9 protein-coding genes are annotated in these 12,745 nt (G+C 58.6%); 3 read left to right on the top strand and 6 right to left on the bottom strand.

What is annotated here, in order from left to right:
• The 4 genes from hslV to priA form a co-directional block, all read right to left on the bottom strand.
• Positions 1 to 531 (bottom strand): ATP-dependent protease subunit HslV, encoded by a 531-nt coding sequence (hslV, locus tag F3I15_RS14370; RefSeq protein WP_071668633.1) that lies wholly within the window; start codon positions 529 to 531, stop codon positions 1 to 3.
• A gap of 176 nt (positions 532 to 707) precedes the next feature.
• Positions 708 to 1,646: a cell division protein FtsN gene (ftsN, locus tag F3I15_RS14365; protein WP_150018374.1), complete on the bottom strand. Its 939-nt coding sequence runs from the start codon at positions 1,644 to 1,646 to the stop codon at positions 708 to 710.
• Between the two features lie 210 nt (positions 1,647 to 1,856).
• A complete protein-coding gene (gene cytR / locus F3I15_RS14360) occupies positions 1,857 to 2,888 on the bottom strand; it encodes a DNA-binding transcriptional regulator CytR (protein WP_150018373.1) in 1,032 nt (343 codons plus the stop codon).
• Positions 2,889 to 3,052: 164 nt separating this feature from the next.
• Positions 3,053 to 5,251, bottom strand: a complete 2,199-nt coding sequence (gene priA / locus F3I15_RS14355; protein ID WP_150018372.1) for a primosomal protein N' — start codon at positions 5,249 to 5,251, stop codon at positions 3,053 to 3,055.
• 221 nt (positions 5,252 to 5,472) lie between these two features.
• On the opposite strand from priA, the gene rpmE reads away from it, so the two are divergent.
• Positions 5,473 to 5,688, top strand: coding sequence for a 50S ribosomal protein L31 (gene rpmE, locus F3I15_RS14350; protein WP_039381182.1), 216 nt, complete (start codon positions 5,473 to 5,475; stop codon positions 5,686 to 5,688).
• Between the two features lie 73 nt (positions 5,689 to 5,761).
• Here the strand turns inward: rpmE and metJ are convergent, their stop codons facing one another.
• A complete protein-coding gene (metJ, locus tag F3I15_RS14345; RefSeq protein ID WP_065648453.1) occupies positions 5,762 to 6,079 on the bottom strand; it encodes a met regulon transcriptional regulator MetJ in 318 nt (105 codons plus the stop codon).
• A gap of 275 nt (positions 6,080 to 6,354) precedes the next feature.
• On the opposite strand from metJ, the gene metB reads away from it, so the two are divergent.
• Both metB and F3I15_RS14335 read left to right on the top strand, forming a co-directional pair.
• Positions 6,355 to 7,515: a cystathionine gamma-synthase gene (gene metB / locus F3I15_RS14340; protein ID WP_150018371.1), complete on the top strand. Its 1,161-nt coding sequence runs from the start codon at positions 6,355 to 6,357 to the stop codon at positions 7,513 to 7,515.
• 2 nt (positions 7,516 to 7,517) lie between these two features.
• Positions 7,518 to 9,950, top strand: a complete 2,433-nt coding sequence (locus F3I15_RS14335; RefSeq protein WP_150018370.1) for a bifunctional aspartate kinase/homoserine dehydrogenase II — start codon at positions 7,518 to 7,520, stop codon at positions 9,948 to 9,950.
• Between the two features lie 56 nt (positions 9,951 to 10,006).
• Here F3I15_RS14335 and ppc read toward each other — a convergent pair whose 3' ends face one another.
• Positions 10,007 to 12,658: a phosphoenolpyruvate carboxylase gene (ppc, locus tag F3I15_RS14330; RefSeq protein ID WP_150018369.1), complete on the bottom strand. Its 2,652-nt coding sequence runs from the start codon at positions 12,656 to 12,658 to the stop codon at positions 10,007 to 10,009.
• Positions 12,659 to 12,745 lie beyond the last annotated feature (87 nt).

Below are 12,745 nucleotides of genomic sequence, written 5' to 3'. Positions count from 1 at the left end.
TTACGCCTTAGACGGTAATTCTTCGTAGTTAATATTATGGTTGGTGTAGATACAGATATCGCCAGCGATGTTCAGCGCTTTCTCAACAATATCGTGTGCACCAATGTCGGTATTTTCCAGCAGCGCGCGTGCCGCTGCCTGGGCGTAGGGGCCGCCGGAGCCGATCGCGATCAGGTCGTTTTCCGGCTGAATAACATCGCCGTTACCGCTGATGATCAGCGAAGAGTTCTCATCCGCTACCGCCAACAGCGCCTCAAGACGGCGCAGCATGCGATCGGTCCGCCAGTCTTTTGCCAGCTCAACCGCGGCTTTAACCAGATGACCCTGATGCATTTCCAGCTTACGCTCAAACAGTTCAAACAGGGTAAAGGCGTCGGCAGTGCCGCCCGCAAAGCCCGCAATCACTTTATCGTTGTAAAGACGACGCACTTTTTTGACGTTGCCTTTCATTACGGTGTTGCCAAGCGTTGCCTGGCCATCACCACCAATAACGACCCGGCCGTTGCGTCGTACACTTACTATTGTTGTCACGGGCAGACCCCTTGTTGCAGTTGAAAAAAGACACCGCGCACCCGGCGCGGCGTATCATGCAAACAGATATGGGGTGGGTTAGGGAGGTTTCAACCCCTCAGGACGATGGGGTTTGTCTTAATTCGGCTGCGCCTGCTCCCGGCGGTAGAGTAAGGCCGGGAGCAGGGCTTAGGCTATCAGGGCAGGGCGAGCGGAATGCAGCTGCCGTGACCGGAACTGTGCAGCCGCTTCACGGTACTGTCAGCTTTACTCCGATCTTTAAACGGACCAATCACCACGCGATTCCAGCCGCCGCCGGTCGTGATACGGCTTTCAAAACCTTCAAAAGCGAGACCGGCGCGCACAGATTCCGCCTGATCGCTGCCTTTAAAGGAGCCACACTGCACCATCCAGCGCTGTGAGGAGGCTTTCTCTTCCGGCTTCACTTTGGTGGTTTCTGGTTTGGCCTGCTGTACCGGTGCCGGTCGTTCAGCCTGCTGCTGCTGGCGCTGCTGTGCCTGCAACTGCTGCTGACGCTGCTGCTGTGCCTGTATCTGCTGCTGACGTTGCTGTTGCTGCTGTTGTCGTTGCTGAGTCTGCTGCTGCATCAACTGCTGCTGTGCCTGTATCTGCTGCTGATGTTGCTGCTGCTGTACCTGCTGACGCTGTAAGGTCTGCTGTCGCTGAGCCGGCGTCTGCTCGTTCCACGGCACTTCGTTCAGCTGCGTAGGCTGCTGGCGCATATCCGCCTGCATCTGCTCCAGCAGCTGGCGCTGTTCATCGGTCAGCTGCGTCTGCGACTGCACTTCGCCGCCGGCTGAAGGTTCAGTCGGCGAGGGAACCGTAATTTGCCGGTTTTCCAGCTCTTTGATGTATTTCCAGCGCTCTTCCGGCTTGGGCGGCAGGCCATTACCACTGACTTTATGATTCGGAATAACCGGCGTCTCTTCTTTTTTATGGTGCGCGATGAACCATAAACCACCGGCAAAAGTGACCAGTACTGCGGCAGCGAGCACTACCATCAGTTTCGATATACCCGATCCGCCTTTGCTTTTTTTGCTGCTGCTGCGACCGGCGGTTTTTTTGCGACGCGTCCCTGTTGAACGCCCGCGGCCTACATAATCTCTCTGTGCCACTTTCGTCCTGATACCTTCAAAATGCCTGCGGGCGTAGACCCTGAACAGTGTGAGTTGCAGCCAGCCTGGCTACAGCTTGAAAAATGACGGGTATAAATGAGGTGTAAACCGCCCGGCAATGAATGCGCCATGTTACTCAAGGGTGCGAACTTTGACCAGCAGAGTCTGCCTTCAGAATCTGCTGAAAATGTGCATTGCGGCACGCGTGACCTAACGCTTTTTAGCCGGTGCCGTACTGCCGCGCACGCGCAGTTCTGCATCCAGCAGGCGCGAACCATTATTTACCCGCTTGCCCTGCAGCTCATCCAGCAGCAGCAGCATCGCTTCGCGGCCAATATCAAAGCGCGGCTGCGCCACGGTAGTCAGGGGCGGTTCGTAATAGCGCGCCAGCTCAATATCATCAAAGCCAACGATGGAGAGATCCTGCGGAATGCGCATCCCCAGTTTGCGCGCCTGATTCATGGCGCCCAGCGCCATCAGATCGCTGTGACAGAATAGCGCTTCCGGGGGCTGCGGCAGACTCATCAGCTGTTTCAGGGCGCGGGCACCGGCTTCAAAAGAGAAATCGCCGCGTACGATAAACATCGGTTCAACGGGGATGCTGCTGCGGCGCAGCGCCTGAATATACCCCTGCAGTCGATACTGGCTGAGCGGAACCGCTTCAGGCCCGGTAATACAGGCGATACGACGATGCCCGAGCTGCAGCAAATGGTTAACGGCTTCAAACGCCGCGGTCAGGTTGTCAATGTGCACGGTGGGCAGCGCCATCTCCGGTGCGAATTCATTTCCCATAACCATGGGCGGCAGGCTGCGCAGCGCTTCAGGATCGGCGTCAAACGGCAGCTGCGAGCCCAGCAGAACCATGCCATCAATCTGTCGCGTCAGCATCAGATCAAGAAAGGTTTTTTCCTGATGATCCTGATGCGCGCAGTCGCCAATCAGCACCAGGTATCCCTGCTGCGCGGCGGTGACCTCAATGCCGCGGATAATTTCGCTAAAAAAGGGATCGCAGATATCGGGCACAATCACCAGGATAGTCCGGGTTTCATTGCGTCTGGCATTGCGCGCCAGGCCATGTGATGCATAGCCTGTCGCAACGACCGCCTGCTCGACTTTTTGCCGGGTTGCGGCTGACACTTTCTCCGGATTCATCAGCGCCCGGGAAACGGTCGCCGTAGAGACGCCTGCGTGCTCAGCCACATCTTTCATCGTGGCAGCAGATGAAGTTTGCTTCGGATCCAACGTGTTACTCCTGGCATGATACAGCGTACAGTTTGTCTGCAAGGGCCGGTCCTGGCCGGGTGATCCTATTGATAACGCATTGGCGGGCAGGGCTGTTACTTAATTTGCATAAAAACTGTGACTTGTTCGACTTTTTTCGATCTGGCTCGCAGATGCGGAGGCCATCAGCTCTCGCCGGGATCGATATCCAGCGTCCATTTTACTTTGCGTGCAGCGGGCAGTGTACTCAGCAGCGGCAGCGAACTGCTCAATAACTGCTGCAGGCGTTTGCGTGACGGATGCTGCAGCAGTAGCTGCCAGCGCCACCGGCCGCTGCGCTTTGGTGCCAGCGCCGGCACCGGGCCCATCAGCCAGGTGGCTTCATCTTTCAGCGGGCTCGCCTCCAACAGATTACGCAGCTGGACGAGAAAAGCGGCGGCCTGCTGATTATCCATATCTTCGGCACGAAACAGCGCGTGACTGGTCCAGGGCGGCAGCTGCACCGACTGGCGCTCAAGCAGCGCCTGGTCAGCAAAAACGAAGTAGCCGCGATGCAGCAGCGTCTGCAGCAACGGATGCTCCGGATGGTGCGTCTGCAGCAGCACTTCACCCTGTTTGCCGGCGCGTCCGGCGCGACCTGCAACCTGGGTATAGAGCTGCGCGAAACGCTCTGCGGCACGAAAATCAGCCGAGAAGAGCGCGCCGTCAACGTCCAGCAGCGACACCAGCGTAACATCAGGAAAATGATGGCCTTTTGCCAGCATCTGCGTGCCCACCAGAATACGCGCGCCGCCGCGATGCACATCCGCCAGGTGCTGCTCCAGCGCACCTTTACGGCTGGTAGTATCACGATCGATGCGCGAAACCGGCACGTCCGGAAACAGCGTGCCCAGCTGCTGCTCCAGTTGCTCTGTGCCTACGCCAACCGGCATCAGATGGGTTGACCCGCAGCCAGGACACTGCAGCGGCAGCGGACGCTGGCTGTCGCAATGGTGGCAGCGCAGCTGCCGGTGATGCTGGTGCAGCGTATAGTAGCTGTCGCAGCGCTGGCATTCCGCCAGCCAGCCGCAGTCGTGGCACATCAGGGCCGGTGAAAAGCCGCGCCGGTTCAGAAACAGCAGCACCTGATTATCCGCCTGCAGGTGCTGGCGCATTTTGCTGAGCAGCGCCGGCGCCAGGCCGCCTTTAAGCGGCTGTCCTTTCAGATCGATCAGCTGCTGCAAAGCGGGCTTCGCATTACCGGCACGCTGCTTGAGATTAAGCTGCCGGTATTTGCCGACGCGCACGTTATGCAGCGTCTCCAGCGCGGGCGTGGCCGAACCCATCACAATCGGGATGTTCTCTTCATGTGCACGAAATACTGCCAGATCGCGGGCCTGATAACGCCAGCCCTCCTGCTGTTTATAGGAGCTGTCATGCTCTTCATCGATAATGATTACGCCAGGCCGCGCCAGCGGGGTGAACAGCGCAGAGCGTGTACCAATGATAATTGCGCTTTCGCCGCGCCGGGCGCGCAGCCAGACCGCCAGCCTTTCGCTGTCATTCAGCGCAGAGTGCAGCACATCAATCGGCGCATCAAAACGTTCGCGGAAGCGCGCAATGGTCTGCGGCGTCAGGCCAATTTCCGGCACCAGCACCAGCGCCTGCATGCCGCGTGACAGAATGTTTTCCAGAATAGTGAGATAAACTTCGGTTTTACCGGAGCCGGTGATCCCGGCCAGCAGCCATGGAACGTAGCGATCGTCTTCCGCCCGGATAGCCCCGACGGCCATGGCCTGATCGGTATTGAGCCGCAGACGCTCGCCTTTAATGGCAAACTGCGTCCGCCAGTCCGCGGTCGATGGTGCATGCTCGCGCAGCTCGCACAGCCCTTTGGCTCTGAGCGCCTGCAGAGCGGCATCGTTAAAACTCTGTTCGTTTACCTGATGGCGATAGAGCGGTCGCTGACGCAGCGCGGCCAGCGCCTGCTGCTGCTTTGGTGCACGCTTCAGACTTTCCGGCGCCACTTCCCGTCCGGCCTCCGTGATCGCCCACTGCCACAGCGGCGCTTCCTGTGCCGGTTTCCCCTGGCGGAGCAGAACCGGCAGCGCATGACTCAGCACTTCCCCGACGGGTGAATGGTAGTAACCTGCCGCCCAGTTGAGGATGCGCCACAGCGCGGGCGAAAAAAGACTGCTGTCATCCAGCACGGCTTCGATCGGTTTCAGCTGTTTCAGCGGCAGGTCGCTGCTTTCGGTCACGCCGGTCACAATGCCAGTCAGCTTACGGTTGCCAAAAGGCACGCTGACGCGACTGCCGGTTGCCGGCTGCGCAGCATCAGCAGGGAGCAGATAATCAAACAGGCGCGGTAGCGGGACGGGCAGGGCAACCTTTACGACGGACATTGCGATCTCTATCCAGTTCTGTAATCAGGGACGGTAGTGTACACGCTGGGGCCGCAGGCGTGTATGGCTGAGCAATGTTTGCCTCGGGCGGTTAAATTCTGTATACTATGCCGCCTCTGGTGAGATGGCTCGTCAGAGATACATATAATGTTCAACCGCGTGTGGTGCTGTGCAGGTTCGCCTGGCATGGAGAGCGACACGGCCTTTTATGAGGTTTTCCCATGAAACAAGGTATTCACCCGAAGTACGAAGCAGTGACCATCACTTGCTCTTGCGGTAACGTGATCAACACCCGTTCTACCATGAACCACGACCTGAACCTGGACGTGTGCGGCAAATGCCACCCGTTCTACACTGGTAAGCAGCGTGTTGTTGACACCGGCGGCCGCGTTGATCGCTTCAACAAGCGTTTCAGCATTCCGGGCAGCAAAAAATAAGATTTGTTTGCCGCCGGGTTATCCCGGATGCAAAAGAAAACCCAGCCTCGGCTGGGTTTTTTTATATCGGGTTTTAATATTCCCAGCTATCCGGGTCGATGCCCATCTCGCGCATAATCTGCTTCGCTTCTTCCGGGATCTCATCGCTGCGCTCTTTGCGCAGGTCAACGTCGTCGGGCAGAGGCTGGCCGGTAAACGCGTGCAAGAAAGCTTCACACAGCAGCTCGCTGTTCGTGGCGTGACGCAGATTGTTCACCTGACGACGTGTACGCTCATCGGTTAAAATTTTGAGCACTTTCAGCGGGATAGAAACCGTTATTTTTTTAACCTGCTCGCTTTTTTTACCGTGCTCAGCGTACGGGCTGATATATTCGCCGTTCCATTCAGCCATGAGTTACCTTAATTAATAAAAGTGTTATAGGGGATGATCCGTGGATTATGCCCGATTTTTGCGTGCCTGACCGCCTGCGCCGTGGATTTTGTGCTTCAGCGCCGCGTTAATGAAGCGCATGCGCTGCTCAGCAGGCAATAACCCATAATTTTAGCGGTTATTCGCTCTGCGCTCAATCTATACGCAAAGACATTTAGATGTCCAGATGTATTGACGTCTGTTAGCGGAATGTTATCCTGTGGGCACTTTATCCCTCTTCAGGAACAGCAGAGCCCATGACGCGCAAACAGGCAACCATCGCAGTACGCAGCGGTTTGAATGATGACGAGCAGTATGGCTGCGTAGTCCCGCCGATTCATCTCTCCAGCACCTATAATTTTCTCGACTTTAATGAGCCGCGCGCCCACGACTATTCACGCCGCGGCAATCCGACGCGCGATGTAGTGCAGCGCGCGCTGGCCGAGCTGGAGGGTGGCGCGGGTGCCGTACTGACAAATACCGGCATGTCTGCGATTCACCTGGTGACCACTGTATTCCTGAAGCCTGGCGATCTGCTGATCGCTCCCCACGACTGCTATGGCGGCAGCTACCGCCTGTTTGACAGCCTCAGCAAGCGCGGTGCTTACCGTGTGAAGTTTGTCGACCAGGGTGACAGCGCAGCGCTGGCCGCAGCGCTGGCCGAAAAGCCAAAGCTGGTGCTGGTGGAAAGCCCGAGCAATCCTCTGCTGCGCGTAGTGGATATTGCGGCAATCTGTGAGGCGGCGCGCGCGGCGGGCGCCGTCAGCGTGGTGGATAACACCTTCCTGAGCCCGGCGCTGCAAAATCCGCTCGCCCTCGGGGCCGACCTGGTGATCCACTCCTGCACGAAATATCTCAACGGCCACTCTGATGTGGTGGCGGGGACGGTGATTGCAAAAGATCCGGCCGTTGCCACCGAGCTTGCCTGGTGGGCCAATAACATCGGCGTAACCGGCGCAGCGTTTGACAGCTATCTGCTGCTGCGCGGTCTGCGGACGCTGGCACCCCGCATGGCCGCTGCCCAGCGCAACGCGCTGGCGATAGTGGACTACCTGAAGCAGCAGCCGCTGGTGAAGAAGCTGTATCATCCTTCTCTGCCGGAAAATGCCGGTCATGAATATGCGCGACGTCAGCAACGCGGCTTTGGCGCCATGTTAAGCTTTGAGCTGGATGCAGATGAAGCGCGGCTGCGCCGTTTTCTGAAAGCGCTGCAGCTGTTTACGCTGGCGGAGTCGCTGGGCGGAGTAGAGAGCCTGATTTCACATACGGCCACCATGACACATGCCGGCATGTCTGCGGAAGCTCGTGCAGCCGCCGGGATCTCTGAAACACTGCTGCGGGTCTCCGTCGGCATTGAAGATCACGAAGATTTAATTGCCGATTTGGATAACGCCTTCCGAATCGCAGCCGGGGAGTAATCATGACCAGTACAGCAGGCGCGGGAACGCCGACGAAGCAGCTGCATAAATTTGGTGGCAGCAGCCTGGCGGATGCCAGCTGCTACCAGCGCGTAGCGGCCATTATGGCTGATTACAGCCAGCCAGGGGATCTCATGGTGGTCTCTGCCGCAGGCAGCACCACGAATCAGCTGATCGGCTGGCTGAAGCTGAGCCAGAGCGATCGCCTCTCGGCGCACCAGGTGCAGCAGACGCTTCGCCGCTACCACAGCGAGCTGATTGCTGCGCTGCTGCCAGCGGAGGCTGCCGACCGGCTGACGACCCTCTTTATCCGCGATCTGGAGCGTCTGGCAGCGCTGCTGGATGGCGCGATAACTGAAGCGGTATATGCAGAAGTGGTCGGGCATGGCGAAATCTGGTCGGCGCGGCTGATGGCTGCGGTACTGAGTCAGCGCGACGTTGACGCCGCCTGGCTGGACGCGCGTGATTTTCTGCGGGCGGAGCGCGCGGCTCAGCCGCAGGTGGATGAGGGAAAATCCTGGCCGCTGCTGCAGGCGCTGCTGGCGCAGCATCCGCATAAGCGTCTGGTCGTCACCGGTTTTATCAGCCGTAACGAGGCAGGTGAAACCGTGCTGCTGGGACGCAACGGTTCTGACTATTCCGCTACGCAGATCGGGGCGCTCGCGGGTGCGGGGCGCGTGACCATCTGGAGCGATGTGGCTGGCGTCTATAGCGCCGATCCACGCAAAGTTTCCGATGCCTGTCTGCTGCCGCTGCTGCGGCTGGATGAAGCCAGCGAGCTGGCGCGGCTGGCGGCGCCGGTACTCCACACCCGTACGCTGCAGCCGGTCTCCAGCAGCGATATCGATTTAAAGCTGCGCTGCAGCTATCAGCCTGAGCAGGGTTCAACCCGTATTGAGCGCGTGCTGGCCTCCGGCACCGGCGCGCGTATTGTCACCAGTCACGACGATGTCTGTCTGGTGGAGATCCAGCTTGCTGAAGGTCACGATTTTGCTACGCAGCAAAAAGAGATCGATCAGCTGCTGAAGCGCGCCCAGCTGCGTCCGCTGGCGAGCGGCCTGCATCCCGATCGTCGCCTGCTGCAGCTCTGCTATACCGCAGAAGTGGTTAACAGTGCCTTTACGTTGCTGCAGGATGCGGCGCTGCCGGGTCATCTGCAGCTGCGCGACGGCATGGCGCTGGTGGCGCTGGTGGGGGCTGGCGTAACGCGCAATCCGCTGCACAGCCACCGTTTCTGGCAGCAGATTAAAGATCAGCCGGTTGAGTTTGTCTGGCAGTCAGAAGAGCATATCAGCCTGGTCGCCGTGCTGCGCACAGGACCGACCCGCCATCTGATTCAGGGACTGCATCAGTCGCTGTTTCGCGCGGAAAAGCGTATCGGCCTGATGCTGTTTGGGAAGGGGAATATCGGCGCGCGCTGGCTGGAGCTGTTCGCCCGCGAGCAGGAAACGCTCTCAGCACGTACCGGCTTTGAGTTTGTGCTGGCTGGCGTGGCTGACAGTCGTCGCAGCCTGCTGAGTTACGACGGGCTGGATGCCAGCCGCACGCTGGCCTTTTTCGACGATGAAGCGCAGGCGCTGGATGAGGAGTCGCTGTTCCTGTGGATGCGCGCGCATCCGTTTGATGATTTGGTGGTGCTGGACGTAACCGCCAGCGCGCCGCTGGCGCAGCAGTATCTCGATTTTGCCAGTCACGGTTTTCACGTGATCAGCGCAAATAAAGTGGCTGGCGCATCAGACAGCCAGAGCTGGCGTCAGATCCGCGATGCCTTCGCCAAAACCGGGCGCCACTGGCTCTATAACGCGACGGTCGGTGCCGGTTTGCCGGTTAACCATACGGTACGCGACCTGCGCGAAAGTGGTGACTCGATACTCTCCATCAGCGGAATTTTCTCCGGCACGCTGTCGTGGCTGTTTTTGCAGTTTGACGGCAGCGTTCCTTTCAGCGAGCTGGTGGATCAGGCGTGGCAGCAGGGGCTGACTGAACCCGATCCGCGCGTCGATCTCTCCGGGCAGGATGTGAAGCGCAAGCTGGTGATCCTGGCGCGTGAGGCGGGCTACGATATCGAGCCGGATCAGGTGCGGGTAGAGTCGCTGGTACCAGTCGACTGTGAGGCGGAATCGGTTGATCACTTTTTTGAAAACGCCGACGAGCTGAATAACCAGATGCTGCAGCGCTACGAAGCGGCGCAGGAGCTGGGTCTGGTGCTGCGTTATGTGGCGCGCTTTGATGCCAGCGGTAAAGCCCGCGTTGGCGTGGAAGCGGTGCGGCCTGAACATCCGCTGGCAGCGCTGCTGCCGTGCGATAACGTCTTTGCCATTGAGAGCCGCTGGTATCGCGATAATCCGCTGGTGATCCGCGGACCCGGTGCCGGACGTGATGTTACCGCTGGTGCGCTGCAGTCGGATCTGAACCGTCTTGCTCAGCTGCTTTAATCCTGCTGCTGCAGAGAGAATAAAAAAAGGAGCCTGAGGCTCCTTTTTTGTATCGGCTAACCGGTATTGCGCATGCCGGCGGCCACGCCGGCGATGGTTACCATCAGCGCCTGCTCAACCCGCGCGTCCGGTTCGTCACCGCGTGCTTCCTGGGCGCGGGCGCGCTGCAGCAGCTCCGCCTGCAGCACGTTCAGGGGATCGGTATACACGTTGCGCAGCGCAATGGATTCGGCAATCCACGGCTGATCCGCCATCAGATGCGCATCATTTGCGATGGTCAGCACCGCTTTAATGTCCGCTTCCAGCTGGTCGCGCAGCTGTTTACCCAGCGGCCAGAGCGCTTTATCAACCAGGCGCTGATCGTAATACTCTGCCAGCCACAAATCAGCTTTGGAGAAGACCATCTCCAGCATCCCCAGGCGGGTCGAAAAGAACGGCCAGTCGCGGCACATCGTTTCCAGCTGATCCTGATGACCTTCATCCATCGCTTTCTGCAGCGCCGCGCCGGCACCAAGCCAGGCTGGCAGCATCAGACGGTTTTGCGTCCAGGCAAAAATCCACGGAATGGCACGCAGGGATTCAACGCCACCGGTCGGACGACGTTTAGCCGGACGTGAGCCCAGCGGCAGTTTGCCCAGCTCCTGCTCCGGTGTGGCAGAGCGGAAGTAGGGAACAAAGTCAGCATTTTCACGGACGTAACCGCGATACATGGCGCAGGAGTGCGCAGAAAGGCCGTTCATGATCTCCCGCCACTCCTGTTCAGGCTCTGGCGGCGGCATCAGATTCGCTTCCAGAATGGCCCCGGTGTAGAGCGACAGGCTGGCGATGGTGACTTCCGGCAAGCCATATTTAAAGCGGATCATCTCACCCTGTTCTGTCACGCGCAGGCCTCCTTTAAGGCTGCCCGGGGGCTGAGAGAGCAGGGCGGCGTGCGCCGGCGCGCCGCCACGGCCAATGGAGCCGCCGCGACCGTGGAACAGCGTCAGGGTAATGCCCGCTTTTTCACAGGTTTTAATCAGTGCGTCCTGCGCCTGATACTGTGCCCAGCTGGCCGCCATCACGCCGGCATCTTTTGCCGAGTCGGAGTAGCCAATCATTACCATCTGTTTGCCGTTGATAAAGCCGCGATACCAGTCAATATTCAGCAGCTGCGTCATGACATCATTGGCGTTGTTCAGGTCATCCAGCGTTTCAAACAGTGGCGCGACCGGCATAGCGTACGGAATGCCCGCCTCTTTCAGCAGCAGATGAACCGCCAGCACGTCAGAAGGCGTTTTTGCCATAGAGATCACGTAGGCTGCAATTGAACCCTGCGGCGCCTCGGCGGCGACTTTACAGGTTTCCAGCACTTCGCGCGTGTTGTCGCCTGGCTCCCACTGACGCGGCAGCAGCGGGCGTTTTGAATTGAGTTCGCGGATCAGAAACGCCTGTTTGTCCGCTTCTGACCAGCTTTCGTAGTCGCCGAGGCCGAGATAGCGCGTAACTTCTGCAATCGCTTCGGTATGACGGGTGCTCTCCTGGCGGATGTCGATGCGCACCAGCGGTACGCCAAAGCATTTTACCCGGCGCAGCGTGTCCAGCAGCTGGCCATTAGCGATAATGCTCATACCACACTGCTGCAGCGACTGATAAATAGCAAACAGCGGCTGCCAGAGCTGCTCATTGGAGACCAGCAGATCGGCAGGACGCGGCAGGCGTTCACCTTTCAGGCGCTGCTCCAGATATGCCTGCGTGTTCATCAGCTGGCTGCGCATGCGTTTCAGGATCACGCGGTAAGGTTCAATCGCATCCGGATCGCCGCACATTACGCGCACTTCGTCGCTGCACTCCGACATCGACAGCTCAGAGATCAGCACTCCCACATCGCGCAGGAAGAGGTCGGCTGCTTTCCAGCGGCTTAGCTGCATGACGTGGCGGGTGATGGGCGCGGTCACGTTTGGGTTGCCGTCACGATCGCCGCCCATCCACGACGTGAATTTAATCGGCACAAAATCCACCGGCAGCTGAATGCCAAACGTCTCTTCAACCTGCTCATTCAGTTCACGCAGAAACGCGGGCACGCCCTCCCACAGGCTATTTTCCACGACGGCGAAGCCCCATTTCGCTTCATCGACCGGGGTAGGGCGATATTTACGGATCTCATCCGTATGCCACGCCTGCGCTACCAGCTGGCGCAGGCGGCGCATCACCTGATTGCGCTCATAGTCGGTGATATCAGCGTGATCGAGCTGCTCAAGGCAGCTGTTCACTTCGCCGAGCTTGTGGATCAGGGTGCGGCGGGTAATTTCAGTCGGGTGTGCGGTCAGGACCAGCTCCAGCGACAGCTCTTCAATCGCCTGACGGATAGCCATTTCGCTGAGATCGTTATGCTGCTTCAGGCGCTCAAACGTCTTTTTCAGCAGCTCCGGATGGTTAGCGCCATCGCCGCTGCGTGAAATGGTCTGATATTGTTCAGCCACGTTGGTAAGGTTAAGAAACTGACTAAAGGCGCGGGCCACCGGCAGCAGCTCATCGTTAGAAAGGTTCTGCAGCGTTGACAGCAGCTCCCGGCGATGAGAGTCATTGCCTGCACGGGATGACTTAGAGAGTTTGCGGATGGTTTCCACCCGATCGAGAATGTTTTCTCCCAGTGCATCCTTTATCGTATCCCCGAGCAGTTTGCCGAGCATACTGACATTACTTCGCATTGCGGAATATTGTTCGTTCATTTGACCCTGACACCCTTATCGTCTTTTAACCCCTCTGGACCCAACCAGCGGGTATAACATCATCTTTTATCTAGCCACGATTTGTGA

Source organism: Pantoea sp. M_9, from assembly GCF_008631385.1.
Classification (GTDB): domain Bacteria; phylum Pseudomonadota; class Gammaproteobacteria; order Enterobacterales; family Enterobacteriaceae; genus Pantoea; species Pantoea eucrina.
This window is presented reverse-complemented; position numbering and strand designations above follow the sequence as displayed.